32 protein-coding genes are annotated in these 25,372 nt (G+C 55.1%); all 32 read right to left on the reverse strand.

Annotated elements, in window-relative coordinates:
- Positions 1 to 38 precede the first annotated feature (38 nt).
- The 32 genes from rplQ to rpoB all read right to left on the reverse strand — a co-directional run bounded on the left by rplQ (position 39) and on the right by rpoB (position 25,184).
- Positions 39 to 464, reverse strand: coding sequence for a 50S ribosomal protein L17 (gene rplQ, locus QWU00_RS01550; protein ID WP_006557782.1), 426 nt, complete (start codon positions 462 to 464; stop codon positions 39 to 41).
- Positions 465 to 493: 29 nt separating this feature from the next.
- Entirely contained in the window at positions 494 to 1,513 is a 1,020-nt protein-coding gene (locus QWU00_RS01555; RefSeq protein ID WP_006557781.1) for a DNA-directed RNA polymerase subunit alpha, read from the reverse strand.
- A 112-nt stretch (positions 1,514 to 1,625) separates the two neighbouring features.
- On the reverse strand, positions 1,626 to 2,018 hold the full coding sequence (rpsK, locus tag QWU00_RS01560; protein ID WP_006557780.1) for a 30S ribosomal protein S11: 393 nt from the start codon (positions 2,016 to 2,018) through the stop codon (positions 1,626 to 1,628).
- Between the two features lie 67 nt (positions 2,019 to 2,085).
- On the reverse strand, positions 2,086 to 2,463 hold the full coding sequence (rpsM, locus tag QWU00_RS01565; RefSeq protein WP_035377689.1) for a 30S ribosomal protein S13: 378 nt from the start codon (positions 2,461 to 2,463) through the stop codon (positions 2,086 to 2,088).
- A gap of 141 nt (positions 2,464 to 2,604) precedes the next feature.
- Positions 2,605 to 3,255: an adenylate kinase gene (locus QWU00_RS01570; protein ID WP_035377687.1), complete on the reverse strand. Its 651-nt coding sequence runs from the start codon at positions 3,253 to 3,255 to the stop codon at positions 2,605 to 2,607.
- Positions 3,252 to 4,610, reverse strand: a complete 1,359-nt coding sequence (gene secY, locus QWU00_RS01575) for a preprotein translocase subunit SecY (protein WP_035377685.1) — start codon at positions 4,608 to 4,610, stop codon at positions 3,252 to 3,254. The genes QWU00_RS01570 and secY overlap by 4 nt, the downstream gene beginning before the upstream one ends.
- A 136-nt stretch (positions 4,611 to 4,746) precedes the next feature.
- Entirely contained in the window at positions 4,747 to 5,235 is a 489-nt protein-coding gene (rplO, locus tag QWU00_RS01580) for a 50S ribosomal protein L15 (RefSeq protein WP_035377683.1), read from the reverse strand.
- 1 nt (position 5,236) lies between these two features.
- Positions 5,237 to 5,422, reverse strand: coding sequence for a 50S ribosomal protein L30 (rpmD, locus tag QWU00_RS01585; protein WP_006557775.1), 186 nt, complete (start codon positions 5,420 to 5,422; stop codon positions 5,237 to 5,239).
- Positions 5,415 to 5,993, reverse strand: a complete 579-nt coding sequence (rpsE, locus tag QWU00_RS01590) for a 30S ribosomal protein S5 (protein WP_035377681.1) — start codon at positions 5,991 to 5,993, stop codon at positions 5,415 to 5,417. The genes rpmD and rpsE overlap by 8 nt, the downstream gene beginning before the upstream one ends.
- A gap of 15 nt (positions 5,994 to 6,008) precedes the next feature.
- Positions 6,009 to 6,371, reverse strand: a complete 363-nt coding sequence (rplR, locus tag QWU00_RS01595) for a 50S ribosomal protein L18 (RefSeq protein WP_035377679.1) — start codon at positions 6,369 to 6,371, stop codon at positions 6,009 to 6,011.
- Positions 6,371 to 6,904 (reverse strand): 50S ribosomal protein L6, encoded by a 534-nt coding sequence (gene rplF, locus QWU00_RS01600; RefSeq protein ID WP_006557772.1) that lies wholly within the window; start codon positions 6,902 to 6,904, stop codon positions 6,371 to 6,373. The genes rplR and rplF overlap by 1 nt, the downstream gene beginning before the upstream one ends.
- Before the next feature lie 10 nt (positions 6,905 to 6,914).
- Complete coding sequence (rpsH, locus tag QWU00_RS01605) at positions 6,915 to 7,313, reverse strand: 30S ribosomal protein S8 (protein ID WP_035377678.1); 399 nt, start codon at positions 7,311 to 7,313, stop codon at positions 6,915 to 6,917.
- A 9-nt stretch (positions 7,314 to 7,322) separates the two neighbouring features.
- Positions 7,323 to 7,628 (reverse strand): 30S ribosomal protein S14, encoded by a 306-nt coding sequence (gene rpsN, locus QWU00_RS01610; RefSeq protein ID WP_035377675.1) that lies wholly within the window; start codon positions 7,626 to 7,628, stop codon positions 7,323 to 7,325.
- An 83-nt stretch (positions 7,629 to 7,711) separates the two neighbouring features.
- The gene (gene rplE / locus QWU00_RS01615) at positions 7,712 to 8,281 is read right to left on the reverse strand and encodes a 50S ribosomal protein L5 (protein WP_035377673.1); all 570 of its coding nucleotides are present in this window, start codon (positions 8,279 to 8,281) and stop codon (positions 7,712 to 7,714) included.
- A gap of 10 nt (positions 8,282 to 8,291) precedes the next feature.
- Complete coding sequence (gene rplX / locus QWU00_RS01620; RefSeq protein WP_006557768.1) at positions 8,292 to 8,612, reverse strand: 50S ribosomal protein L24; 321 nt, start codon at positions 8,610 to 8,612, stop codon at positions 8,292 to 8,294.
- A 2-nt stretch (positions 8,613 to 8,614) separates the two neighbouring features.
- The gene (gene rplN, locus QWU00_RS01625) at positions 8,615 to 8,983 is read right to left on the reverse strand and encodes a 50S ribosomal protein L14 (RefSeq protein ID WP_006557767.1); all 369 of its coding nucleotides are present in this window, start codon (positions 8,981 to 8,983) and stop codon (positions 8,615 to 8,617) included.
- Positions 8,984 to 9,001: 18 nt separating this feature from the next.
- A complete protein-coding gene (rpsQ, locus tag QWU00_RS01630; RefSeq protein ID WP_035377670.1) occupies positions 9,002 to 9,274 on the reverse strand; it encodes a 30S ribosomal protein S17 in 273 nt (90 codons plus the stop codon).
- A 13-nt stretch (positions 9,275 to 9,287) separates the two neighbouring features.
- Complete coding sequence (gene rpmC, locus QWU00_RS01635; protein ID WP_006557765.1) at positions 9,288 to 9,524, reverse strand: 50S ribosomal protein L29; 237 nt, start codon at positions 9,522 to 9,524, stop codon at positions 9,288 to 9,290.
- 1 nt (position 9,525) lies between these two features.
- Entirely contained in the window at positions 9,526 to 9,942 is a 417-nt protein-coding gene (gene rplP / locus QWU00_RS01640) for a 50S ribosomal protein L16 (RefSeq protein ID WP_006557764.1), read from the reverse strand.
- Between the two features lie 18 nt (positions 9,943 to 9,960).
- On the reverse strand, positions 9,961 to 10,638 hold the full coding sequence (gene rpsC / locus QWU00_RS01645; protein ID WP_006557762.1) for a 30S ribosomal protein S3: 678 nt from the start codon (positions 10,636 to 10,638) through the stop codon (positions 9,961 to 9,963).
- Positions 10,639 to 10,641: 3 nt separating this feature from the next.
- A complete protein-coding gene (gene rplV / locus QWU00_RS01650) occupies positions 10,642 to 11,052 on the reverse strand; it encodes a 50S ribosomal protein L22 (protein ID WP_006557761.1) in 411 nt (136 codons plus the stop codon).
- 1 nt (position 11,053) lies between these two features.
- A complete protein-coding gene (gene rpsS, locus QWU00_RS01655; protein WP_006557760.1) occupies positions 11,054 to 11,332 on the reverse strand; it encodes a 30S ribosomal protein S19 in 279 nt (92 codons plus the stop codon).
- A 13-nt stretch (positions 11,333 to 11,345) separates the two neighbouring features.
- Positions 11,346 to 12,176: a 50S ribosomal protein L2 gene (gene rplB / locus QWU00_RS01660; protein WP_006557759.1), complete on the reverse strand. Its 831-nt coding sequence runs from the start codon at positions 12,174 to 12,176 to the stop codon at positions 11,346 to 11,348.
- A 16-nt stretch (positions 12,177 to 12,192) separates the two neighbouring features.
- Positions 12,193 to 12,528, reverse strand: coding sequence for a 50S ribosomal protein L23 (locus tag QWU00_RS01665; RefSeq protein ID WP_035377669.1), 336 nt, complete (start codon positions 12,526 to 12,528; stop codon positions 12,193 to 12,195).
- A complete protein-coding gene (gene rplD, locus QWU00_RS01670; protein ID WP_006557757.1) occupies positions 12,525 to 13,139 on the reverse strand; it encodes a 50S ribosomal protein L4 in 615 nt (204 codons plus the stop codon). The genes QWU00_RS01665 and rplD overlap by 4 nt, the downstream gene beginning before the upstream one ends.
- A 4-nt stretch (positions 13,140 to 13,143) precedes the next feature.
- Positions 13,144 to 13,827 (reverse strand): 50S ribosomal protein L3, encoded by a 684-nt coding sequence (gene rplC / locus QWU00_RS01675; protein ID WP_006557756.1) that lies wholly within the window; start codon positions 13,825 to 13,827, stop codon positions 13,144 to 13,146.
- 10 nt (positions 13,828 to 13,837) lie between these two features.
- Positions 13,838 to 14,146 carry a 30S ribosomal protein S10 gene (rpsJ, locus tag QWU00_RS01680; RefSeq protein ID WP_007282720.1) on the reverse strand — a complete coding sequence of 103 codons (309 nt, stop codon included), beginning with the start codon at positions 14,144 to 14,146 and terminating at the stop codon, positions 13,838 to 13,840.
- Between the two features lie 106 nt (positions 14,147 to 14,252).
- Positions 14,253 to 15,443, reverse strand: a complete 1,191-nt coding sequence (tuf, locus tag QWU00_RS01685) for an elongation factor Tu (protein WP_035377667.1) — start codon at positions 15,441 to 15,443, stop codon at positions 14,253 to 14,255.
- Between the two features lie 92 nt (positions 15,444 to 15,535).
- On the reverse strand, positions 15,536 to 16,012 hold the full coding sequence (gene rpsG / locus QWU00_RS01690; protein ID WP_006557752.1) for a 30S ribosomal protein S7: 477 nt from the start codon (positions 16,010 to 16,012) through the stop codon (positions 15,536 to 15,538).
- A 14-nt stretch (positions 16,013 to 16,026) separates the two neighbouring features.
- On the reverse strand, positions 16,027 to 16,398 hold the full coding sequence (rpsL, locus tag QWU00_RS01695; protein ID WP_003622698.1) for a 30S ribosomal protein S12: 372 nt from the start codon (positions 16,396 to 16,398) through the stop codon (positions 16,027 to 16,029).
- Between the two features lie 341 nt (positions 16,399 to 16,739).
- Positions 16,740 to 20,918: a DNA-directed RNA polymerase subunit beta' gene (gene rpoC, locus QWU00_RS01700; RefSeq protein WP_035377664.1), complete on the reverse strand. Its 4,179-nt coding sequence runs from the start codon at positions 20,916 to 20,918 to the stop codon at positions 16,740 to 16,742.
- A gap of 93 nt (positions 20,919 to 21,011) precedes the next feature.
- Positions 21,012 to 25,184 (reverse strand): DNA-directed RNA polymerase subunit beta, encoded by a 4,173-nt coding sequence (rpoB, locus tag QWU00_RS01705; RefSeq protein ID WP_035377662.1) that lies wholly within the window; start codon positions 25,182 to 25,184, stop codon positions 21,012 to 21,014.
- Positions 25,185 to 25,372 lie beyond the last annotated feature (188 nt).

Genomic DNA, 25,372 nt, shown 5'->3' on the forward strand with positions numbered 1-25,372 from the left:
AGCCGCGGGGCGGCTCCCTGCAAAACCGTCAGCTTGACTTAAGCTGCCAGATCCTGCGTTTCCGTCGCTTCCGGACGGGGGCCGCTGTCCTGGCCCTTCGCGCTAACATCGCGATCAACCAGTTCAATCACAGCCATGTCTGCGGCATCGCCATAACGCATGCCGGCACGCATGACACGAGAGTAACCACCCGTGCGGCCTTTGTAACGTTCTGCAATAGCAGAAAACAGCTTCTTCACGATCACATCGTCACGCAGCATAGCGAATGCCTGACGACGAGCGTGCAGATCACCACGCTTGCCCAGCGTGATCAGCTTTTCCACAACCGGGCGAAGTTCTTTTGCCTTCGGCAGCGTGGTGGTGATCTGCTCGTGCTTGAGCAGAGCAACAGCCATGTTACGGAACATGGCAGCGCGGTGAGAAGAGGTAACGCCGAGCTTTCGGCCGGCAATACGGTGACGCATAGTTCAGTTCCTAGTCCTAAGAAGTGGGCTTAGAACGGCTCATCAAGCCGTTTTGCCAGATCTTCAATATTTTCCGGCGGCCAAGCCGGCACATTCATACCGAGAGAAAGCCCCATGGAGGTCAGGACTTCCTTGATCTCGTTCAGAGACTTGCGGCCGAAGTTCGGAGTCCGCAGCATTTCCTGCTCGCTCTTCTGGACCAGGTCCCCAATATAGATGATATTGTCGTTCTTCAGGCAGTTTGCACTACGAACAGACAATTCAAGCTCATCAACCTTACGCAGCAGGTTACGGTTGAACGGCAGATCATCCTGCGGTTCTTCCGCCTGAACCGGGCGCGGCTCATCAAAGTTGATGAACAACTGTAGCTGATCCTGCAGGATTCGGGCAGCAAGTGCAACCGCATCTTCCGGCGTGATCGCACCGTTGGTTTCCACCGTCAGCAGCAGCTTGTCATAGTCAGTTACCTGACCAACACGGGTCGGCTCAACCTTGTAAGACACGCGCTTAACCGGGGAATAGATGGCATCAACCGGGATAAGACCGATCGGCGCATCTTCCGGGCGGTTTGCAGCAGCAGGCACATAGCCCTTGCCCATACCAACCACAAATTCCATTCCTAGCTTCACACCATCATCCAGCGTGCAGATCACCAGATCCGGGTTCATGATTTCAACATCATGGCCTGTCTGGATCTGCCCGGCGCGAACCTCGCCAGGGCCAGTTGCCGTCAGCACCATGCGCTTCGGGCCTTCGCCATGCATACGCAGCGCAAGCTGTTTGATGTTCAGGACGATGTCCGTCACATCTTCGCGCACGCCAGCAACAGACGAGAACTCATGCAGAACGCCATCAATCTGCACGGCGGTCACTGCTGCCCCTTGCAGGGAAGACAGAAGCACGCGACGCAGGGCGTTACCCAGGGTCATCCCGAAACCACGTTCCAGCGGCTCGGCAACAACCGTTGCAATACGTGTCGGCTCCACTCCGGATTCGACTTCAAGCTTTTCGGGCTTGATCAGAGATTGCCAGTTTTTCTGAAGGACCAAGGTACCGGCCTTTCAATATGAAAAACCACTGCTGAAGCAGCGATTTCTCTGAACATTAATAAACAAACCAAAAGACGGCGGTTACCATAAGATAACCGCACACTTTCAATCCTTAGACGCGACGACGCTTGCGCGGACGGCAGCCGTTGTGCGGCACCGGCGTCATGTCACGGATGGACGTGATGGAGAACCCAACTGCCTGCAGAGCACGCAGTGCGCTTTCACGGCCTGACCCAGGACCGGAAACTTCAATTTCCAGCGTTTCCATGCCGTGTTCGCGAGCCTTACGACCAGCGTCTTCAGCCGCAACCTGTGCAGCATACGGCGTGGACTTACGAGAGCCCTTGAACCCCTGAGCACCGGCGGAAGACCAGGAAATAGCATTCCCCTGGGCATCAGAGATGGTGATCATGGTGTTATTGAACGTGGACAGAACGTGTGCCACGCCGGAAATAATGTTCTTGCGCTCTTTTTTACGAATACGCGGTGTAGCGGCTTTCGCCATAATTTTTCTACCTCAGTCCCTGCCCAGAAGCCCGCTAAAGCCATCCGGAAAACTTCAACAAATCGGATTAGCGTGTGGCTTTCTTCTTGCCTGCAATCGCAACAGCCTTCCCCTTGCGGGTACGGGCGTTGGTGTGCGTCCGCTGACCATGCACAGGCAGGCCACGACGATGACGCAGACCGCGGTAGCAGCCCAGATCCATCAGACGCTTGATGTTCATCGCCACTTCACGACGCAGATCGCCTTCAACGCGATACTGGATATCAATCAGCTCACGCAGCTTCATGATTTCGTCGTCGCTCAGTTCATTCACGCGCTTCGCTTCAGGAATACCAGCAGATTTACAAATCTGGTCAGCCTTGGTTGCGCCAATCCCGTAGATATACTGAAGCCCGATAACAACCCGTTTGTTTGTCGGGACATTCACGCCGGCAATACGTGCCACGCCTTACACTCCTGTCGGGTTCACCCAAAAAGGGCGAACACTCATAGCCTCCGCCACCGGAAGCAGATTTCACTCAGTGGCCGCGAAATATACCGGCCACCCGCACAAGTCAACGAAAACGGATCACTTTTTCGTGATCGATCACTGTCCAGCCATAACTGCTTCAATTTGCGCAGTAACTTCGGCAGCCGGCAACATGCCGTTAATTTTATAAAGACGACCGGTTTTTTCGTAGAATGGAAGAATCGGCGCAGTCAGTTTCCGATACTCCTTAAGACGTTCAACGACCGTCTCCCGCCGATCATCCGCCCGACGCTTGAATTCGTGGCTCCCACATGCGTCACACTCACCTTCCTTCTTGGGAGGGTTGGAGACTTCATTGTAGGTCGCCCCACACTGCGCACACGTAAAGCGGCCAGAGATTCTATCCGCCAGAATGTCCTCATCCACATCCAGAAACAGAACGACATCAATCTTCTTGTTGTCGGCCTTCAGCATTGTATCCAACGCTTCTGCCTGTCCGGTTGTGCGTGGGAATCCATCCAGGATGAATCCTTTCACACAATCTGGCTGCTCTATCCGTGACTTCAGCATGGCGATGATCAGCTCGTCTGGCACCAGGCGCCCGGCATCCATCAGGCTTTTGGCCTGCTTGCCGATATCCGACCCACGCGCCACTTCTGTCCGCAGCATATCGCCAGTCGAGATCTGCACCAGCCCATACCGTTCTTCCAAACGTTTGGACTGGGTTCCCTTTCCTGCTCCGGGCGGCCCCAGAAAAATAATGTTCATCGCCGGATGATCCTCTGTTTCTTACCGCCCCGAGAGCGACGCATCAGTCCCTGGTACTGATGCGCCACAAGATGCGACTGCACCTGCGTGACCGTATCAATCGTAACCGAGACGATAATAATCAGACTGGTCCCACCAAAGTAAAACGGCACATTGTAATGGCTGATGAGTATCTGCGGCAGAAGACAAACCAGCACCATATATGCCGCCCCGATTGTCGTCAGGCGGGTCAGAATCTTATCAAAGTAGGCAGCTGTGGCGGCTCCGGGACGGATACCGGGAATGAAGCCTCCCTGCTTGCGCAGATTATCCGCCGTCTCCGTCGGATTAAACGTTACCGCCGCGTAAAAGTAAGAAAAGAACACAATCATGGCGGCGTAGAACAGCATGTAAAGCGGCTGCCCCTGCCCGAGTTCCTCACCTAGGAAAGAGAGCCACCCCGGCATGGACTTACCGTTCATGAAACCCGAAATAGTGACCGGAATCAGCAGTACGGAAGACGCAAAAATCGGCGGAATAACCCCGGCGGTATTGACCTTCAGAGGCATATGAGTGGTATCGCCTCCAAACATCCTCTGTCCCATCTGGCGCTTGGGATACTGAATAACCACGCGACGCTGAGCCTGCTCCATGAACACGATGAACGTGATCGTGATAGCTGCCAGCACCAGAAACACCAGAACGAAGAAGGGTGAAAGCGCACCCGTATAACCAAGCTGGAACAAGCTCGCCAAAGCTTGCGGCAGGTTGGCCACAATCCCCGCAAAGATGATCAGGGAAATACCATTCCCTACCCCACGCGATGTAATCTGCTCACCAAGCCACATCAGAAACATCGTGCCACCCACAAGGGTGATGACACAGGATGTAAGGAAGAAAACGCCTGGGCTCACCACTGCTGCACCGGCAGCGCTATGCATATTTTCAAGCCCCACAGCAATGCCGTAAGCTTGAAACAAAGCAATAAAAACAGTCAGATAGCGCGTGTACTGATTGAGCTTCTTACGCCCCTGCTCGCCTTCCTTCTTCAGCGCTTCGAGAGACGGAACCGCTGTAGACATCAACTGCACAATAATGGATGCAGAGATATAAGGCATGATGTTCAGGGCAAAAACCGTCATACGGCCCAGAGCACCACCAGTAAACATATTGAACATGCCCAATATACCGCCCTGATGCTGCGCAAGCAGTTGCCCCATGACCGTGGCATCCACTCCCGGAACAGGAATGTACGTACCAAGACGGTAAATAATCAGCGCACCAAGGGTAAACCAAATCCGCTTTTTGAGTTCGGTTGCCTTGGCGAAGGAGCCCACATTAAAGTTGGCAGCCAACTGTTCGGCCGCGGAAGCCATGCATCCGTCCTTTCACACAAACAGCGTCACCACATAATGCGGGACGCTGGCATGATAGTCTAAAAGTTAAACCAGAACATCTCTGGAAAAACAGACCAGAAGAGGACAGCTATGACCCTGCCCTCTTCCATTCGCATTAGGATGCGCTGGCTTCGGCTGCTTTCGGCGCAAGAATCTTAACAGATCCTCCAGCCTTTTCGACAGCTGCAACTGCGGAAGCAGAAGCGCCAGAGACTTCAAACGTGACAGCACGTGTCAGTTCGCCTTCTCCCAGAATGCGCACGCCAGCATATTTACCAGTGCCAACAAGACCAGCTTTCTTCAGCAGTTCTTCCGTCACCGCTGCACCGGCATCAAGCTTACCATCTGCAAGAGCCTTTTCAACTGCACCGAGGTTAACCGGCGCATAGACCTTACGGAAGATGTTCTTGAAGCCACGCTTCGGCAGACGACGATAGATCGGCAGCTGACCACCTTCAAAGCCGTTCAGGGAAACGCCTTCACGCGCTTTCTGCCCCTTCACACCTTTACCGGAAGTCTTGCCCTTGCCGGAGCCGATACCGCGGCCAAGCCGCTTTTTACGATAACGAGCACCGTCGTTATCGCGAAGCTCATTCAGATTCATATCAATCCTCCACCTTCACAAGGTGGGCCACTTTACGGACCATACCGCGTGTTGAAGGGGTGTCTTCAAGAACCCGCTCACGACCAATCTTGTTCAAGCCAAGACCAATCAGGGTTTCTTTCTGGCCAGGCTTGCGTCCATTACCGGACGCAATCTGGACAACCTTGAAGGTTTTTGTCTCAGGCATCTGCAGCCTCCCCAACTGAAGCGGCCTGGTCGCGCTTACCGAAGATTTCTGCAACCTTCTTACCGCGACGGTTCGCTACGGAGCGTGGGCTGGCACAGCGGGCAAGAGCATCAAATGTTGCCTTCACCATGTTGTGCGGGTTCCGGGTCCCGAGGGACTTCGCAACCACATCGTTGATGCCCAAGCTTTCAAAAACGGCACGCATCGGACCACCAGCGATGATCCCCGTCCCGGCTTCAGCCGAGCGCAGCACAACCTTACCAGCCCCGAAGTGACCAGCAACATCGTGATGCAGGGTGCGGCCTTCCTTCATCGGCACGCGGATCATGCCGCGCTTGGCACGTTCCGTCGCCTTACGGATCGCTTCCGGCACTTCACGCGCCTTACCTGCACCGTAGCCAACACGCCCCTTCTGGTCACCAACAACAACCAGCGCTGCAAATGCAAAACGCCGACCGCCCTTAACAACCTTCGCAACACGATTGATGGTAACCAGTTTATCTACCAGTTCATCGCCTTCGCGTTCACGATCACGGCCGCCTCGACCGCCTTCTCTTGGTTCACGAGCCATTACGTGATCCTTTCCTCAGAAGGAGAGACCGCCCTCGCGGGCAGCCTCCGCCAGCGCCTTCACGCGCCCATGATAAAGATATGCCCCACGATCGAACACAACCTGAGAGACACCAGCGGCAACAGCACGCTGGGCAACCAACTTACCAACAGCGCCAGCGCTGTCTTTGTTGGCACCTGTCTTCAGATCTTCACGCAGCTCTTTATCCAGGCTGGAAGCAGCAGCGAGGGTACGCCCCTGCACGTCATCAATGACCTGCGCATAAATGTTCTTGCCAGACCGGAAGACCGACAGACGCGGACGACCACCAGCCTTGCGACGGAGCTGAAAACGGAGACGATCCCGCCGCCGATTCCGCAGTTCCTGCTGAGTGCTCATTATTTCTTCTTGCCTTCCTTGCGGCGAATGGTTTCCGTCTCATAACGCACGCCCTTGCCCTTGTAGGGTTCCGGCTTGCGGTAGCTGCGAATATCAAGAGCAACCTGCCCTACACGCTGCTTGTCGATCCCTTCGACAAGAATAGCGGTCGGACGCGGCGTGGAGATCTTGATGCCCTGCGGGATCGGATAGACCACGTCGTGAGAGAAACCGAGGTTCATCACAAGGTTGGAGCCCTGGACGGCAGCACGATAACCGGTGCCGTTGATTTCCAGAGCTTTCGAGAAGCCTTCAGACACACCCTTGACGGCCGTGGCGATCAAAGCGCGCGTGGTACCCCACATCATACGAGCCTGCGCAGCGTCGTTCACCGGACGAACGGCGACCTTACCTTCTGCAATTTCAGCCTCAATGTGAGAAGACAGGGGAACGGAAAGTTCACCCAGCTTGCCCTTGGCCTTGAAAACACCGTCTGCAATCGAGACAGTCACACCCGCGGGAACGTCAACGGGATATTTGCCTACACGTGACATGTATCCCTCCTCAGAACACGCGACAGAGGACTTCACCGCCAACATTGGCAGCGCGAGCCTCGACATCGGACAGAACACCACGCGGCGTGGACAGGATGGAAACACCCAGCCCGGCGCATACACGCGGCAGCTCCTTGATTTTGGAATAAACACGACGCCCCGGACGGGAAACGCGGTGAATTTCCTTAATAACCGGCTCACCTTCAGAGTATTTCAGTTCGATATGAAGCTGAACGATACCCTTGCGCACTTCTTCGCGCTTGTAGCCACGAATATACCCTTCGCGCTGCAGAGCATCCAGAACGTTTGAACGCAGGTTAGAAGCCGGAGACACACAGGCAGCATGGCGCGCACGCTGTGCGTTACGGATACGGGTGAGCATATCACCCAGCGGATCAGAAAGTGACATTGTGCGCCTTTACCAGCTAGCTTTAACCATGCCCGGAATCTGGCCACTTGAAGCCAGATCACGCAGTGCAATACGGCACAGCTCAAACTTACGGTAGTTACCGCGAGACCGGCCCGTCAGCTTGCAGCGCAAACGCACGCGAACGCGTGACCCATTGCGCGGCAGCTCTGCCAGCTTCAAAGACGCATCAAACCGATCTTCCACAGGAAGCGAGCGGTCCATCACAATATTCTTCAGCGCCGCACGCTTTTCCTTGTCACGCGCAGACATGCGAGCCCGCTTGGCATTCCGCGTGATGGCAGAAGTCTTAGCCATATATTTTTATCCTCCGGAACCCTTCGAAAACCTTCGACGGTTTTCCAAGACAACAACACCTGATGACAGGTAAACGATTTCCCTTAGGCTGCAAAGGGAAGATCAAACGCTTTCAGAAGCGCTTTAGCTTCCGCATCCGTTTTTGCGCTGGTCACGAACACAACGTCCATACCGCGGATTTCATCAACCTTATCATAGTCGATTTCCGGGAAGACGATCTGTTCTTTCAGACCCAGGGCAAAGTTACCACGCCCGTCAAAACCCTTGTTAGCCGGCAGACCGCGGAAGTCGCGAATACGCGGCATCGCAATCGTCACCAGACGATCAAGGAATTCATACATCTGGGCACGGCGCAGCGTAACCTTACAGCCGATCGGCAGACCTTCACGGATCTTGAAGCCCGCAATAGCCTTCTTGGCAACGGTTTTCACCGGCTTCTGACCAGCAATCAACGTCATTTCAGCAACTGCTGCATCAAGCTTTTTCTGGTCACCAGCAGCTTCACCAACGCCCATGTTCAGGACGATTTTTTCAAGCCGCGGCACCTGCATGACGTTTTTGTAGCCGAACTGCTCACGCAGCTTGCCACGCAGTTCGTTTTCATAGCGTTCCTGAAAACGAGGAACGGAACGAACGCCCTTAGACTCACTCATTCTCGCCTCCTCAGCCTTCAATCACTTCGCCGGTTGCCTTGGCAACACGAACTTTACGGCCATCTTCCAGCACACGGAAACCAACACGCGTCGGCTTCTTGGAAGCCGGGTCAACCAGCTTCAGGTTGGAAAGATGAACAGGCGCTTCACGGGAAATGATCCCACCTTCTTCGCCCATACGGGTTGCTTTCTGGTGACGCTTCACAACAGCAACGCCACGCACAATGGCGCGGTTTTCTGCCGGACGCACAGAAAGAACTTCACCTTCAACACCCTTGGAGGAGCCGCTGATGACAACAACCGTATCGCCTTTTTTAATACGAGCGGCCATTATTATAGCACCTCCGGAGCCAGAGAGATGATCTTCATGAACTTGCGTGCACGAAGCTCACGAACAACCGGGCCGAAGATACGGGTACCAATCGGTTCCTGCTGCTTGTTGATCAGCACAGCGGCGTTCTTGTCAAAGCGGATAGCACTGCCATCAGGACGACGTACCGGATAGGAAGTACGCACGATAACAGCTTGGTGGACGTCGCCCTTTTTCACCTTCCCGCGGGGGATGGCTTCCTTGACAGATACGACGATCACGTCGCCGACCGAGGCGGACTTCCGCTTGGAGCCGCCCAGCACCTTGATGCACTGCACCTGACGCGCACCGGAGTTGTCGGCTACGTCGAGGTTGGTCTCGGGATGGATCATGTTCTAGATATCCTTACCTTACGCCGACACGCCGACAGCAGAGGCGTCTACGGCCTCGCCATTGCGAGCAACCACAGCCCATGCCTTGCGCCGGGAAACCGGGGGGCACTCAATAATACGCACCGTGTCGCCAACTTTGCAGACGTTTTCTTCGTCGTGCGCCGCGTACTTCTTGGAGCGACGGATAAACTTCTTATACAGCGGATGCATGACACGACGATCGACAAGAACCGTTACGGTCTTGTCCATCTTGTCGCTGGTCACACGCCCGGTAAGGACGCGCCTTGGCATCGTCCAACTCCCTTCAGGAAATGGCAGCAGATGTTTTCGCACCTGCCGCAGTCTTCTCATTTTGCGCCACAATCGTCTTGATGCGCGCAATTTCACGCCGGATCACCCGAACGCGGCTCTGGCCTTCGGTCTGCCCGGTTGCCTGCTGGAAACGCAGATTGAGCTGTTCGCGCTTGAGCTCGATAAGCAGCGCGTTCAGTTCGTCTGACGTCTTGGCACGCAGATCAGCTGGCTTTGTTGCCTTTGCCATCTCACGCATCTCCAATTCGGGTCACAAACTTGGTCTTGATCGGCAGCTTTGCTGCACCGAGAGCCAGCGCTTCACGCGCGACTTCGGGCGGCACACCTTCGATTTCGAACAGAATGCGACCAGGCCTCACACGGGCCACCCAGTATTCAGGTGATCCCTTGCCGGAGCCCATACGCACTTCTGCGGGCTTTGTCGAGACCGGAAGATCCGGAAAAATACGAATCCACACGCGACCAGCACGTTTCATCGCTCTGGTAATGGCCCGACGAGACGCTTCGATCTGCCGTGCGGTGATGCGTTCGGGCTGAAGAGCCTTCAGACCGAACGTGCCAAAGTTGAGCGTGGTTCCGCTTTTGGCAAGACCGTGAATACGGCCTTTGTGCGCCTTGCGAAACTTAGTACGCTTTGGAGAAAGCATTGTCTTCTATCCTTCGCCTCAGCGCTGAGGGGCCTGTTCGGCCGCCCGGCGGTCCTGAGCCAGTGGGTCATGCGCCAGAATCTCACCTTTGAAGATCCATACCTTTACACCGCAGGTGCCGTAGGTGGTCTTCGCAGTAGCTGTTCCGTAGTCGATATCGGCACGCAGAGTGTGAAGCGGCACGCGGCCTTCACGATACCACTCGATACGAGCGATTTCTGCACCACCCAGACGACCGGAACAGTTGATCCGGATACCCTGCGCACCAAGACGCATGGCAGACTGCACAGCGCGCTTCATGGCGCGACGGAAGGCAACACGGCGTTCAAGCTGCTGGGCAATGTTGTCTGCCACCAGCGTTGCGTCGATTTCCGGCTTACGGATTTCAACGATGTTGAGCGCCACTTCCGTGCCAGCCATACGGGTCAGCTCTTTACGCAGAGCGTCAATATCCTGACCCTTCTTGCCGATGACCACGCCAGGACGTGCTGCATAGATCGTAACGCGCGGCTTCTTGGCCGGACGTTCGATCACAACACGAGACACACCAGCGCCGGAAAGCTTGCGGCGCAGGAACGCACGCAGCTTCAGGTCTTCGTGCAGCAGGCGAGAATAATCACCGTCAGCGTACCAACGGCTGTCCCACGTGCGATTGATACCGAGCCGCAGCCCGATCGGATTGACTTTATGTCCCATACCTCAGGCCGCCTTCTGCTCAGTAGAAGCTGCTTCAGGCTCGGGAGCCCGTTCGGCAACAACGATCTTCAGGTGGCTGAAGAATTTTTCCACGCGGGCAGAACGACCACGACCACGTGCATGGAAGCGACGCATCACGATGGACTTCCCAACTTCAGCCGTCTTTACCACCAGCTGGTCAACATCGAGCTGGTGATTGTTCTCTGCATTCGCAATCGCGCTTTCCAGGGTCTTTTTGACCTGCTGGGCGATACGACGCTTGGAGAACGTAAGAGTGGCAACTGCCTGAGACGCCGGCTTGTTGCGGATAAGACCCGCAACAAGGTTCAACTTGCGGGGACTAACCCGAATGTTGCGCGTAACGGCCTGCGCTTCAGTTTCCGCGAGCGTGCGCGGCTGTTTCGGCTTGCTCATTTTAGCCCCGCTTCGACTTCTTGTCGGCCCCGTGCCCGTGGAATGTACGGGTGGGAGAAAATTCGCCGAACTTGTGCCCGACCATATTCTCCGTCACCTGCACAGGCAGGAACTTCTGACCATTGTAAACACCGAACGTCAGTCCAACGAACTGCGGAAGGATCGTGGAACGACGTGACCAGATCTTGATCACTTCATTACGACCCGACGCGCGGGACGCTTCAGCTTTGCTTAGCAGATACCCGTCGACGAACGGGCCTTTCCAGACGGAACGTGCCATCTTCTATTGCCCCTTACTTGCCGGTCTTGCGACGACGGATAATCAGACTGTCCGTACGCTTGTTGACCCGAGTTTTGTAACCTTTGGTGGGCTTGCCCCACGGTGTGACCGGATGACGACCACCGGATGTCCGGCCTTCACCACCACCATGCGGATGGTCAACCGGGTTCATCACAACGCCGCGGTTATGCGGACGACGCCCCAACCAACGAGCACGACCGGCTTTACCCAGATGCTGGTTCATGTTGTCCGGATTGGACACAGCACCGATTGTTGCCATGCATTCACCACGCACAACACGCAGTTCACCGGACTGCAGCTTGATCTGCGCGTAACCGGAGTCCTTACCAACGAGCTGGGCATATGTGCCTGCAGAACGGGCCAGCTTGCCACCAGCGCCCTGCTTCAGTTCGATGTTGTGCACGATGGTGCCGACCGGGATAGAGGCCAGCGGCATCGCGTTACCCGGCTTAATGTCAACGCGCGTGCCAGCGATAACGTTATCGCCAACTTTCAGACGCTGCGGAGCCAGGATGTATGCCAGTTCACCGTCTTCATACTTCACCAGAGCGATGAAGGCCGTACGGTTGGGGTCATATTCCAGACGCTCAACCGTGCCGAGCACATCAAACTTGCGCCGTTTGAAGTCTACGTAACGATAAGACTGCTTATGACCGCCACCACGGAAACGAGAAGTCGTACGGCCGTTGTTGTTACGACCACCCGTCTTGTTCTTGCCTTCCGTCAGCTGCTTGACCGGCTTGCCTTTCCACAGATCGGCGCGATCAATCAGAACCGTGCCGCGAAGGCTCGGCGTGACGGGATTAAAGTGCTTCAGTGCCATTTGTTCCTACCCCACGTCACGCCAGTTTGGCGGTCAGGTCAATGGACTGACCTTCCGCAAGCTGGACGAACGCCTTCTTGATGTCAGAACGCTGTCCCAGACGCCCCTTGAAGCGCTTGGTCTTGCCCTTCTGGACAAGGGTGTTCACCCCAACAACCTTGACGCCAAACAGTGTTTCCACTGCCACTTTGATTTCAGGCTTGGTAGCCGTGATGGCAACCTTGAAAACAACCTGATTTTTTTCAGAAAGCGCGGTCGCCTTTTCCGTGATCAGCGGCGCACGAACAATATCGTACATCGCTTCCCGAGAAAGACGCTCGGCTTTCTTGCGCAGCGCAAGAATGTTGGTCATGCCAGGCGCTCCTTCAGACCTTCGAGACCAGCCTGGGTAATGGCCAGAACCTCGTGGTTAAGAATATCGTAAACGTTGGCGCCGATCGTCGGAAGAACGTCGATTTTGGGCAGGTTGCGCGCAGCGCGAACAAAGCCTTCATCAACAGCAGCGTCAACAATGAGGGCGGACTTCAGGCCGAGGGTCTTCAGCTTGACTGCCAGTTCGCTTGTGCGCGCCACACCGGAAGCAGACTGCAGAACAATCAGCTTGCCATCCTGAGCTTTCTGGGAAAGCGCAGAGATCAGGCCCAGACGACGCACCTTCTTGGGCAGGTCATATCCGTGGTCACGAGACACCGGACCATGGACCACACCACCGGTACGATACTGCGGTGCACGCAGAGACCCCTGACGGGCGCTGCCTGTGCCTTTCTGGCGATACGGCTTCTTGGTGGTGCCAGACACGTCAGCCATGCCTTTTACCTGATGCGTACCTGCGCGGCGCTTTGCAAGCTGCCAATGCACGACACGCGCCATGATATCTGCGCGCGGAGCGACTGCAAACAGTTCATCCGGCAGCGTAGCAGAACCAGCAGTGCCGTTATCAAGCGTTTTGATTTCGATTTCCATGACCTCAGCCCTCCGCCGTCACGAGAGCGGCCGGATAAGGCGCATCGACATGGCGGGCTTTTTTGATCGCATCACGAATCAACACGGTGCCGTTTTTTGCTCCAGGAATGGAACCACGCACCATGATCAGATTCTTTTCCGGATCGATCGCTGCAATTTCAAGATTCAGGGTGGTCACGCGTTCATCACCCAGATGGCCTGCCATCTTTTTGTTCTTGAAGGTTTTGCCGGGATCCTGACGGTTACCGGTAGAACCATGAGAACGGTGAGAAATAGACACACCATGTGTGGCTTCAAGACCAGCAAAGTTCCAGCGCTTCATGGCGCCTGCGAACCCTTTACCCTTGCTGGTGCCGGTCACGTCCACTTTCTGACCTACAACAAAGTGAGCAGCGGAAAGGGATGCGCCAACCTCAAGCGCGGCATCTTCAGCCACGCGAAATTCGCGTACAACCTTTTTGGGCTCAACCTTTGTGCGGGCAAAATGGCCGCGGTTCGGCTTGGTGACATTTTTTACCTTGGCTTTGCCCAGACCCAACTGAACAGCCGTATAGCCATCCCGTTCCTGAGTACGAACGTCCACCACCTGCACATCATCAACATGCAGGACGGTAACAGGCACATGCGTGCCATCTTCCTTGAACAGTCGGGACATGCCCAACTTTTTTGCGATCAATCCGGTGCGCATCGTCTGGACCTTAAAGTTTGATCTCGACATCCACGCCAGCGGCGAGGTCGAGTTTCATGAGAGCGTCCACGGTCTGCGGAGTCGGCTCGACAATATCGAGCAGGCGGCGATGAGTCCGAATTTCGAACTGCTCGCGACTTTTCTTATCCACGTGGGGAGAACGGTTAACCGTAAACCGTTCGATATGCGTCGGCAGCGGGATAGGACCCCGAACCCGCGCACCCGTACGCTTCGCCGTGTTTACGATCTCTTTTGTGCTGTTGTCCAGCACGCGGTGATCGTACGCCTTCAGGCGAATGCGGATGTTCTGGTTGTCCATTGTTTCTTAGTCCAACACTTTACTTGTCCGGGGAAACCCGGCCGCCAAGTAAGACCCCGGCTGATTGACTCAGCCGGGGCCATACAGTCCTAGGCTACTATCCGAATTATTCGGTGATAGAAGCCACAACACCTGCACCAACGGTGCGGCCACCTTCGCGAATAGCGAAGCGGAGACCTTCATCCATAGCGATCGGCGCGATCAGTTCAACATCCATGGCGCAGTTATCGCCAGGCATAACCATTTCCGTGCCTTCCGGCAGGTGTACAACACCTGTTACGTCAGTCGTACGGAAGTAGAACTGCGGACGATAGTTGGTGAAGAACGGCGTATGACGGCCACCTTCTTCTTTCGTCAGGATGTAAGCTTCTGCTTTGAACTTTTTGTGCGGGGTAATTGAACCCGGCTTCGCAAGAACCTGACCACGTTCAACGTCTTCACGCTTCGTGCCACGAACCAGCGCACCAATGTTGTCACCTGCTTCACCGCGATCAAGCAGCTTACGGAACATTTCAACACCGGTAACGGTTGTCTTCACGGTGTCTTTAAGACCCACGATTTCAACTTCATCACCAACGTTCACAACGCCACGCTCAACACGGCCGGTCACAACCGTACCACGACCAGAGATGGAGAACACGTCTTCGATCGGCATCAGGAACGGACGATCAACAGGGCGTTCCGGCTGCGGGATGTACGCGTCAACGGCGTCCATCAGATCTTTAACGCGGTTTTCGCCAACTTCCGGATCGCCATCTTCCAGCGTCACCAGAGCAGAACCCTTGATGATCGGAATTTCGTCACCCGGGAACTGGTAAGAAGACAGAAGTTCACGAACTTCCATTTCAACCAGTTCAAGCAGTTCCGGATCGTCAACCTGGTCAACCTTGTTCAGGAAAACAACCAGAGCCGGCACACCAACCTGACGAGCAAGCAGGATGTGTTCACGAGTCTGCGGCATCGGGCCGTCAGCTGCGGACACAACCAGGATCGCGCCGTCCATCTGAGCGGCACCCGTGATCATGTTTTTCACATAGTCAGCGTGTCCGGGGCAGTCCACGTGAGCGTAGTGACGCTTCGCGGTTTCGTATTCCACGTGAGCCGTGGAAATGGTGATGCCACGAGCGCGTTCTTCAGGAGCAGCATCGATCTGATCGTATGCTTTAAAGTCAGCACCGCCGCTTTTCGCCAGCGTCTTCGTGATAGCAGCCGTCAGAGACGTCTTACCATGGTCAACGTGGCCGATGGTGCCGATGTTGCAGTGCGGTTTATTCCGCTCAAATTTAGCCTTAGCCATTTTTCCACTCCATACCCCTCGAACCACTCAAGAGGCAGTTTCCAAATAAGTTTGCCACTTCCCTTACGGGCAAAAATGGCACCCTCGAATGATTACCAGCGATAGTGACTGAATGCCTTGTTGGCTTCAGCCATACGGTGGGTATCTTCGCGCTTCTTAACAGCAGCACCACGGTTGTTCACGGCGTCCAGCAATTCGTTGGACAGCCGGTCCTGCATGGTGTTTTCGCCCCGCTTGCGAGAGGCATCAATCACCCAGCGAATAGCCAGCGCCTGACGACGCTCAGCCCGGACTTCAACCGGCACCTGGTAGGTTGCACCACCAACACGGCGAGAACGAACCTCTACTGCAGGCTTAACGTTATCCAGAGCATTGTGGAACAATGCAACCGGATCAGCAGAAGCCCCACTCCGGCGAACAAGCGCCTCGAGAGCTCCGTAAACAATCCCTTCCGCAGTGGATTTCTTGCCATCATACATCAGAGCGTTCATGAAACGCGTAATGACAATGTCTCCAAACTTCGGATCAGGAAGAATCTCACGCTTAACAGCGCGGTGACGGCGGCTCATACCTTAACCTTCCCTTACTTCGGACGCTTGGCGCCATAAAGCGAACGCCGCTGGCGACGCTTAGCGATACCTTGGGTATCGAGAACACCGCGAAGGATATGGTAACGCACACCCGGAAGGTCCTTCACACGACCGCCACGGATCAGCACGACACTATGTTCCTGAAGGTTATGGCCTTCACCCGGAATATAGCTAACCACCTCATAACCGTTCGTCAGACGCACCTTGGCAACTTTACGCAGTGCGGAGTTCGGCTTTTTGGGCGTCGTCGTATAAACACGGGTGCAAACACCACGTTTCTGGGGGCAACCCTGCAGTGCGGGCACTTTATTGCGCTTAACTGCAGGCTTACGCCCTTTGGCAATGAGCTGGTTGATGGTCGGCATGCGCCTTTCCCGATCCTTACACAGTTCGGCCGGCTAACCTTTTTTATTGGCTGCCGACTTTCATTTGAAAATCCCACCAGGCACAACACCCGTGTGGGGCTATGTTGACATCCGGCACCACTTCCTACCGGAAGCCAACCGCATGCTTAACAGAGAATTACGATTTACCCCTGCTCCTGCAATGGAGCGGAGCTGAGGGCTGCTACCTAACCCTGCACCCCGTTGAAGTCAAGCCGAGATGAACGATTCTCCGCGGTTTGCTTCATGTCCACGCAAAAAAAGAAAGGGAACCAAGGATATCTCCCGGCTCCCCTTCCCTCTTCATAGCAAAGCAGACGCTTTTATTCGGCGGCTGAGGACCGACTGACCCGCTGCTTGTCCTGAGAGGCTGCAATAGCCCGCAGGCGGTTCATGACGCTCCCTGTCCCTGCCGGGATCAGACGCCCAACAATCACGTTTTCCTTCAAGCCGTTCAGTCTGTCGACTTTCCCGGCCGTTGCAGCTTCCGTCAGGACACGCGTGGTTTCCTGGAAGGAGGCCGCAGAGATGAAGGACTGTGTCTGCAGGGACGCCTTGGTGATCCCCTGCAGCACCGGCATAGCCACTGCGGGACGTTCACCTGCGTTCAGGCACTTGGTGTTCTCGACATCCATCTCAATCCGATCAACGGTTTCGCCAATCAGGTATGTCGTGTCGCCTGGCTCCAGAATTTCAACCTTCTGCAGCATCTGACGAACGATAACCTCGATATGCTTATCGTTAATCTTCACGCCCTGAAGACGATAGACATCCTGAATTTCATTCACGAGGTAATCGGACAGAGCCTCAACCCCCATGACCTTCAGAATATCGTGCGGCACGCGGGGACCATCGACCAGCGGATCGCCCTTTTCAACAAAGTCACCTTCCTGAACGGAAACGTGCTTGCCTTTCGGGATCAGATATTCGGTCTCTTCACCTGTCTCATCGTTCTTCACGATAATACGGCGCTTGGACTTGTAATCCTTCCCGAATTCAACACGCCCTTCCATCTCAGCAATGATGGCGTGGTCTTTCGGACGACGTGCTTCAAACAGTTCTGCCACACGCGGCAGACCACCTGTAATATCACGGGTCTTGGAGCCTTCACGCGGCAGACGGGCCAGAACGTCACCAGCATGAACTTCTGCACCGTTTTCAACGGACAGCAGTGTTTCAGGTGACAGGAAGTAACGGGCATCGCTGCCGTTTTCCAGTTTGATGACCTCGCCGTTCGGGCCTTTGATCTGCAGACGCGGCCGCAGATCAACACCCTTCCCTGCCTGCTTGTAGTCAACCACCACTTTGGAGGTCAGGCCGGTGACTTCGTCCATACGCTCAACGAGCGTGATGGAGTCAATCAGGTCAAGATATTCAATCTTACCAGCCTGTTCCGTGATGATCGGCAGGGTGTAGGGATCCCACTCTGCCAGTTTCTGACCACGGGACACAGATGCGCCTTCCGTTGTCAGCAACCGGGCGCCGTAAGGCACACGATAACGCGCTTTTTCCACACCAGCATCGTCAGTCAGCAGAATTTCACAGTTACGCGCCATGACAATCGGCACGTTCTGAGAGTTCTGCACCACGTTACGGTTCCGGATAACAACCTTACCGTCGCGGGATGCTTCGATCATGGACTGCTCGGCACCACGCTGAGCCGCACCACCGATATGGAAGGTACGCATGGTCAACTGAGTGCCGGGCTCGCCAATGGACTGTGCAGCGATCACACCAACGGCTTCACCAATATTGACCGGCGTGCCGCGGGCAAGGTCTCGTCCATAGCAATGGCCGCAAACGCCTACCCGGCTATCGCATGTCAGCACAGAGCGGATGAAAATGGACTCAATGCCCGCTTTTTCAATGCGCTCTGCATCCGCTTCTTCAATGAGGTGATTGCGCGGAACAATTACGTCACCAGAAGCAGGATCGACCACATCCGCAGCCGCGGTACGACCGAGGATACGTTCTGACAGGGAGGCAACAATTTCACCACCATCGAGAACGGCGCGAACCGTCAGACCACGTTCCGTACCGCAGTCTTCTTCAATGATGATGCTATCCTGCGCAACGTCCACCAGACGACGGGTGAGGTAACCGGAGTTCGCCGTTTTCAGAGCGGTATCGGCCAGCCCCTTACGTGCACCATGGGTAGACGTAAAGTAATCGAGAACCGACAGACCTTCTTTAAAGTTGGCGATAATCGGCTGTTCGATAATTTCACCAGACGGCTTGGCCATCAGACCACGCATACCGGCGAGCTGCTTCATCTGGGCCGGTGACCCACGCGCCCCGGAGTGGCTCATCATCCATACGGAGTTGATGGGCTTGCCAATTTCCTGACGAGAGATCTCTTTCGTCATGGCCGCCTGCACTTCGTCCGTGCAGCGTGACCAGGCATCGACCACCTTGTTGTAGCGTTCGCCAGCCGTGATCAGACCATCCTGATACTGCTGTTCGAATTCCTTCACTTCAGCAGCCGTACGATCAACAAGCACCTTCTTTTCAGCCGGGATGATCATGTCATCCTTACCAAAGGAAATGCCTGCCTTTGCAGCGTGACGGAAACCAAGAGCCATCAGACGGTCACAGAAGATAACCGCTTCTTTCTGACCGCAGTGACGGTAAACCGTATCGATCACATCAGACACGGCCTTTTTGGTCAGCTGTCTGTTGATCAGCGAGAACGGAATGGCATCGCTCTTCGGCAGGATCTGAGCAATCAGAACACGGCCTGGCGTGGTCACGATGGTTTCGTAAACTTTCTGACCGTCCTTGTTCACGCTTTCAAGGCGTGCGCGGATTTTGTCATGCAGCTTCAGAACACCGGCGCTCAGCGCATATTCCACTTCCCCGATGGAGGAGAAAGAAGGAGCACCAGCCTTAACCAGTTCACCCGTCGTGTTGTCATATTCACTGCGATCAGGCGTTACAGCAAATTCCGGCACTTCGAGACTGAGATAGTAAAGACCCAGAACAATATCCTGAGACGGCACGATAATGGGCTTACCGTTAGCCGGGCTGAGAATGTTGTTGGTGGACATCATCAGCACACGCGCTTCAAGCTGAGCTTCAAGGCTCAACGGCACGTGCACCGCCATCTGGTCACCATCGAAGTCCGCGTTGAATGCGGTACAAACCAGCGGATGAAGCTGGATGGCCTTACCTTCAACCAGCACGGGTTCAAACGCCTGAATACCAAGACGGTGAAGCGTGGGCGCGCGGTTTAGCATCACAGGATGCTCGCGGATCACTTCTTCAAGAATATCCCAGACTTCCGGACGTTCTTTTTCAACCATCCGCTTTGCAGCTTTAATGGTTGTTGCGTGACCGTACTTCTCCAGCTTCGAGTAGATGAAGGGCTTGAACAGTTCCAGCGCCATCTTCTTCGGCAGGCCGCACTGATGCAGCTTAAGTTCCGGTCCGACCACGATCACGGAACGACCGGAATAGTCAACGCGCTTACCAAGCAGGTTCTGACGGAAGCGGCCCTGTTTGCCTTTCAGCATATCGGACAGGGACTTCAGCGGACGCTTGTTGGCACCGGTAATGGCACGACCACGGCGACCGTTATCGAACAGGGCATCAACGGCTTCCTGAAGCATGCGCTTTTCGTTACGCACGATGATATCAGGCGCACGCAGTTCCATCAGGCGCTTGAGACGGTTGTTACGGTTAATAACGCGACGATACAGATCGTTCAGATCAGACGTTGCGAACCGGCCACCATCCAGCGGCACCAGCGGACGCAGTTCCGGCGGAATAACCGGAACCAGATCCAGAATCATCCATTCCGGACGAGAACCGCTTTCAGCAAAAGCCTCAATCAGCTTCAGGCGCTTGACCAGCTTCTTGCGCTTGGCTTCTGAAGTGGTTTCTTTGAGTTCCTGACGCAGATGAACCTTGTCGGCATCGCAATCAATGCGCTCAAGAACCTTCTTGATGGCCTCGGCACCAATCCCGACTTCAATGCCTTCTTCGCTATATTCGTCCATGACATCAAGGTACTGGTCCTCGGTCAGCAGAGAATATTGTTTCAGCGGAGATGTGCCGGGCTCCAGAACCAGATAGTTCTCAAAATAGAGAACCTTTTCCAGATCTTTCAGAGTCATATCGACCATAAGGCCGATACGGCTGGGCAGAGATTTCAGGAACCAGATGTGCGCAACCGGGCTGGCAAGCTGGATGTGGCCCATGCGTTCACGACGCACCTTGGCCAACGTGACTTCAACGCCGCATTTTTCACAAATAATGCCGCGGAACTTCATCCGCTTGTACTTGCCGCACAGGCATTCGTAGTCCTTGATCGGGCCAAAAATGCGCGCACAGAACAGACCATCGCGTTCCGGCTTGAATGTCCGGTAATTGATGGTCTCGGGCTTCTTGATTTCACCAAATGACCAAGACCGCATCTGATCGGGTGATGCCAACTGGATCTTGATCTGATCGAAGGTCATCGCCTGGCCGGTCTGGCCAAGAATTTTCATGAGTTCATTCATGTGCGGAAGCCCCCAAAGGGAAATGGGGCGCCGGAACTGCTGTTCCGGCTACCCCTTCAAAATAAGAACGGAGAATGGTGCTGAGCCTCACCTTTATTCTGCCCCCTGCTCCAGCTCAACATTCAGACCAAGAGACTTCAGTTCCTTGATCAGAACGTTAAAGCTTTCAGGAATACCGGCTTCAAAGTCATCCTGCTCACGCACAATGGCTTCATAAACCTTGGTACGACCGGATACGTCATCCGATTTCACTGTCAGCATTTCCTGCAGCGTATAGGCAGCGCCATAAGCTTCAAGCGCCCAGACTTCCATTTCCCCAAAGCGCTGACCACCGAACTGCGCCTTACCACCCAGCGGCTGCTGCGTAACAAGCGAGTAAGGCCCAATGGAACGCGCATGGATCTTGTCATCAACAAGATGGTGCAGCTTGAGCATGTAAATATAACCAACAGTGGTCTTACGCTCAAACGGCTCGCCCGTGCGGCCATCAATCAACTGGGACTGACCGGATTTGTTGACGCCTGCTTTTTCAAGCATGGCTTCAATATCTGGAATGGAAGCACCATCAAACACCGGCGTGGCAATAGGAACGCCCTTGCGCAGATTGTTCGCCAGTTCAATGAGTTCATCATTGCTCATGTTAGCAATGTCGTCCTCATAGATCTTGTCGCCATACACGTCTTTCAGGCGATCAAGCAGTTCCTGACGCTTCTCACCCGTGCGCTGATAATCATCAACCAGATTACCAATATCACGGCCAAGATTTGCGCAGGCCCAACCCAGATGCGTTTCCAGAATCTGCCCCACGTTCATACGGGACGGCACACCCAGCGGGTTCAGCACGATATCAACAGACGTCCCATCTTCCAGGAACGGCATGTCTTCAACCGGCACCACGCGGGACACCACACCCTTGTTTCCGTGACGACCGGCCATTTTGTCACCCGGCTGAAGCTTACGCTTCACGGCAACAAACACCTTGACCATCTTCATCACGCCGGGCGGCAGTTCATCACCGCGCTGCAGCTTTTCGACCTTGCTGTCAAAGCGAGCCTGAATTTTCTGCACAGAGGCATCAAATTCACGACGCAGCGTTTCCAGCTCAGCCATGACTGCATCAGAGGCCACAACAATGTTGCGCCATGCACCACGGGGCTGCTCATCCAGAACCGCGTCCGTGATTTCCGTGCCAGAACGGATACCCTTGAACCCGGCACCGGCAATCTGACCCAGCAGTTTTTCACGCAGACGGCTGTAGAAGGAGCGTTCCTGAATACCGCGTTCATCGTCACGGTCTTTGGACAGGCGTTCGATTTCCGCCCGTTCAATCGCCATGGCGCGTTCATCTTTATCCACGCCACGACGGGAGAAGACGCGCACGTCAACAATGGTGCCGGTGGTGCCAGGCGGCAGACGCAGGGAGGTATCACGCACGTCAGACGCTTTTTCACCAAAGATGGCGCGCAGAAGCTTTTCTTCCGGCGTCATTGGGCTTTCACCCTTTGGCGTGACCTTACCGATGAGGATATCACCGGGGTTCACTTCAGCCCCAACGTAAACAATGCCAGCTTCGTCCAGGTTACGCAGCGCTTCTTCACCCACGTTGGGGATATCACGCGTGATTTCTTCCTGACCCAGCTTGGTATCACGCGCCATGACTTCAAATTCCTCGATATGGATCGAGGTAAAGACGTCATCTTTCGCAATACGTTCGGAGATCAGGATGGAATCTTCGAAGTTGTAACCATTCCAGGGCATGAACGCGACCAGCACGTTACGGCCCAGAGCCAGTTCACCCAGTTCGGTGGACGGACCATCCGCAATAATGTCCCCGGCCTTCACCTGATTGCCCACATGCACCAGCGGACGCTGGTTGATACAAGTGGACTGGTTGGAGCGGGAATATTTACGCAGACGATAGATATCGACGCCCTGCGTGGACCCATTGGCATCCGTTGCACGCACAACGATACGTGCCCCGTCAATCTGGTCCACAATCCCATCACGCTTGGCAACAATGGTTGCGCCAGAGTCATGAGCCACAGCAGCTTCCATGCCAGTGCCAACGAGCGGCGCATCGGAACGCACCAGCGGCACAGCCTGACGCTGCATGTTGGAACCCATCAGTGCGCGGTTCGCGTCATCGTTCTCAAGGAACGGAATGAGCGCGGCGGCAACGGAAACAAGCTGCTTGGGTGACACGTCACAGGCCGTCACTTCAGTGGGGGGCACCAGACGGAAGTCCCCACCACGACGAACGGAGACCAGCTCGTCCGTTAGTGCGCCATCAGCACTCTGCTTGGCGTCAGCCTGAGCAACGATCAGCTTTTCTTCTTCCATGGCGGAAAGATATTTCCAACCATCCTGAAGAACGCCGTCCTTCACCAGACGATACGGTGTTTCAATAAAGCCGTACTTGTTCACCTTGGCATAGGTTGCCAGGGAGTTGATCAGACCAATGTTCGGGCCTTCCGGCGTTTCAATCGGGCAGATACGGCCATAGTGAGTCGGGTGAACGTCACGCACTTCAAAGCCTGCACGCTCACGGGTCAGACCGCCCGGACCCAGTGCTGAAAGACGACGCTTGTGCGTGACTTCAGACAGCGGGTTGGTCTGATCCATAAACTGGCTGAGCTGGGAAGACCCGAAGAACTCACGCACAGCAGCAGCAGCAGGTTTGGCATTGATCAGGTCATGCGGCATGACCGTGTCGATATCGACAGAGCCCATACGTTCACGGATAGCGCGCTCCATGCGCAGCAGACCGACACGATACTGGTTTTCCATCAGCTCGCCCACAGAGCGGACACGACGGTTCCCCAGGTTATCAATATCGTCAATCTGGCCGCGGCCATCCTTGAGTTCACACATCACCTTGATGGTGCGCAGGATGTCTTCCTTACGCAGCACGCGCACGGTGTCCGGCACATCCAGATCAAGACGCATGTTCATCTTCACGCGACCAACGGAAGACAGATCATAGCGGTCAGGATCAAAGAACAGGCCGTGGAACATGGCTTCGGCTGTTTCAGCCGTCGGCGGTTCACCCGGACGCATGACACGATAGATATCAATCAGCGCTTCATCACGAGAGCTGTTTTTATCAACGGTCAGTGTATTACGGATCCACGGGCCATTGGCAGCATCAATCGCCAGCAGCGGCAGTTCCGTCACGCCAGCTTCTTCAAGAGCTGCCAGACGTGCTTCCGTGATTTCCTCACCGGCTTCGCCGTAGATTTCGCCCGTGTCGTAATTGACAATGTCGTGCGCGATGAAACGACCGATCAGGTCAATGTCACCCACCAGCACTTCACGGGTTTTTTCCGCAATCTTACGCACCATGCGCGCGGTCAGCTTGGCTTCCGCTTCAGCAACCACTTCACCGGTTTCAGCATCCACCAGCGGCGCCAGCAGCTTCAGGCCACGGAAAGCATCGGCATCGAACGGACGCGCCCAACCCTTGGGGGTTTTGACGAACTTCACTTCACCGTAGAAGTAGGAGAGGATTTCGTTGTCATCCATACCCTTGATATCAAGGGCATCAACATCGCCACCCTCAGCAGCCTTCGCCTTGCGAGCGGCTTCAGAAGCAGCACCTTCAAGGGCGTAAAGCAGCGTGGTGACCGGCAGCTTACGCTTACGGTCAATACGGACGTAAATCAGATCCTTAGCGTCAAATTCAAAGTCAAGCCAGGAACCACGGTAGGGGATCACACGCGCGGCAAACAGATACTTGCCGGAAGAATGTGTCTTGCCTTTGTCGTGATCGAAAAACACACCGGGAGAACGGTGCATCTGGCTGACAATAACACGCTCGGTGCCATTGATAATGAAGGTTCCGTTATCGGTCATCAGGGGCATGTCGCCCATGTACACCGGCTGCTCCTTGATATCGCGAATGGAGCGTGAACCTGTATCTTCATCCACGTCCCACACAATGAGACGCAGGATAACCTTCAGCGGGGCGGAAAACGTCAGACCGCGCTGAATGCACTCTTCAACATCATATTTGGGTTCTTCGAATTCGTAACTGACGAATTCAAGCCGCCCCCGACCAGCAAAATCGTTAATCGGGAAAACAGACCGGAAGACCTCCTGCAAACCTGTTGGCGTGCGCGCATCAGGCGATACATTTGCCTGAAGAAACGTCTCGTAAGACGCGCGCTGCACATCAATCAGGTTCGGCATCGGAGCGATTTCGGGAATCCGCCCGAAACTCTTGCGAATCCGCTTCCGTCCTGTGAACGATTTGGTGATTGCGTTCATCGTCGCTCCTGCCCCGCCCTTAGTACTCGGACCATCAGGCCTGCCGCCTTACCGCAGGCCTGATGGTCCGACCTTTTGTTTCAGGCCGCTTAGCCCTACCGGAAAACCCGGCGTAACACCCTGCTTCGAAACAGAACCCGAAACAGGCAAACGGGCAGAGGCGTTATACCTCCACCCGAAAACCTTTT

Origin of the sequence: Acetobacter tropicalis (assembly GCF_030644465.1) — a bacterium.
Classification (GTDB): domain Bacteria; phylum Pseudomonadota; class Alphaproteobacteria; order Acetobacterales; family Acetobacteraceae; genus Acetobacter; species Acetobacter tropicalis.

Coding starts and splice junctions, on each gene's coding strand:
- rplQ (WP_006557782.1), bottom strand. CDS start 464: ATGCGTCACCGTATTGCCGGCCGAAAGCTCGGCGTTACCTCTTCTCAC.
- rpsK (WP_006557780.1), bottom strand. CDS start 2,018: ATGGCGAAAGCCGCTACACCGCGTATTCGTAAAAAAGAGCGCAAGAAC.
- QWU00_RS01570 (WP_035377687.1), bottom strand. CDS start 3,255: ATGAACATTATTTTTCTGGGGCCGCCCGGAGCAGGAAAGGGAACCCAG.
- secY (WP_035377685.1), bottom strand. CDS start 4,610: ATGGCTTCCGCGGCCGAACAGTTGGCTGCCAACTTTAATGTGGGCTCC.
- rplO (WP_035377683.1), bottom strand. CDS start 5,235: ATGAATCTGAATGAGCTTCGCGATAACGACGGTGCTCGTTATCGTAAA.
- rpmD (WP_006557775.1), bottom strand. CDS start 5,422: ATGCCTGAGACAAAAACCTTCAAGGTTGTCCAGATTGCGTCCGGTAAT.
- rpsE (WP_035377681.1), bottom strand. CDS start 5,993: ATGGCTCGTGAACCAAGAGAAGGCGGTCGAGGCGGCCGTGATCGTGAA.
- rplR (WP_035377679.1), bottom strand. CDS start 6,371: ATGAGCACTCAGCAGGAACTGCGGAATCGGCGGCGGGATCGTCTCCGT.
- rplF (WP_006557772.1), bottom strand. CDS start 6,904: ATGTCACGTGTAGGCAAATATCCCGTTGACGTTCCCGCGGGTGTGACT.
- rpsH (WP_035377678.1), bottom strand. CDS start 7,313: ATGTCACTTTCTGATCCGCTGGGTGATATGCTCACCCGTATCCGTAAC.
- rpsN (WP_035377675.1), bottom strand. CDS start 7,628: ATGGCTAAGACTTCTGCCATCACGCGGAATGCCAAGCGGGCTCGCATG.
- rplE (WP_035377673.1), bottom strand. CDS start 8,281: ATGAGTGAGTCTAAGGGCGTTCGTTCCGTTCCTCGTTTTCAGGAACGC.
- rplX (WP_006557768.1), bottom strand. CDS start 8,612: ATGGCCGCTCGTATTAAAAAAGGCGATACGGTTGTTGTCATCAGCGGC.
- rplN (WP_006557767.1), bottom strand. CDS start 8,983: ATGATCCATCCCGAGACCAACCTCGACGTAGCCGACAACTCCGGTGCG.
- rpsQ (WP_035377670.1), bottom strand. CDS start 9,274: ATGCCAAGGCGCGTCCTTACCGGGCGTGTGACCAGCGACAAGATGGAC.
- rpmC (WP_006557765.1), bottom strand. CDS start 9,524: ATGGCAAAGGCAACAAAGCCAGCTGATCTGCGTGCCAAGACGTCAGAC.
- rplP (WP_006557764.1), bottom strand. CDS start 9,942: ATGCTTTCTCCAAAGCGTACTAAGTTTCGCAAGGCGCACAAAGGCCGT.
- rpsC (WP_006557762.1), bottom strand. CDS start 10,638: ATGGGACATAAAGTCAATCCGATCGGGCTGCGGCTCGGTATCAATCGC.
- rplV (WP_006557761.1), bottom strand. CDS start 11,052: ATGAGCAAGCCGAAACAGCCGCGCACGCTCGCGGAAACTGAAGCGCAG.
- rpsS (WP_006557760.1), bottom strand. CDS start 11,332: ATGGCACGTTCCGTCTGGAAAGGCCCGTTCGTCGACGGGTATCTGCTA.
- rplB (WP_006557759.1), bottom strand. CDS start 12,176: ATGGCACTGAAGCACTTTAATCCCGTCACGCCGAGCCTTCGCGGCACG.
- QWU00_RS01665 (WP_035377669.1), bottom strand. CDS start 12,528: ATGACCAACATTCTTGCGCTGCGCAAGAAAGCCGAGCGTCTTTCTCGG.
- rplD (WP_006557757.1), bottom strand. CDS start 13,139: ATGGAAATCGAAATCAAAACGCTTGATAACGGCACTGCTGGTTCTGCT.
- rplC (WP_006557756.1), bottom strand. CDS start 13,827: ATGCGCACCGGATTGATCGCAAAAAAGTTGGGCATGTCCCGACTGTTC.
- rpsJ (WP_007282720.1), bottom strand. CDS start 14,146: ATGGACAACCAGAACATCCGCATTCGCCTGAAGGCGTACGATCACCGC.
- tuf (WP_035377667.1), bottom strand. CDS start 15,443: ATGGCTAAGGCTAAATTTGAGCGGAATAAACCGCACTGCAACATCGGC.
- rpsG (WP_006557752.1), bottom strand. CDS start 16,012: ATGAGCCGCCGTCACCGCGCTGTTAAGCGTGAGATTCTTCCTGATCCG.
- rpsL (WP_003622698.1), bottom strand. CDS start 16,398: ATGCCGACCATCAACCAGCTCATTGCCAAAGGGCGTAAGCCTGCAGTT.
- rpoC (WP_035377664.1), bottom strand. CDS start 20,918: ATGAATGAACTCATGAAAATTCTTGGCCAGACCGGCCAGGCGATGACC.
- rpoB (WP_035377662.1), bottom strand. CDS start 25,184: ATGAACGCAATCACCAAATCGTTCACAGGACGGAAGCGGATTCGCAAG.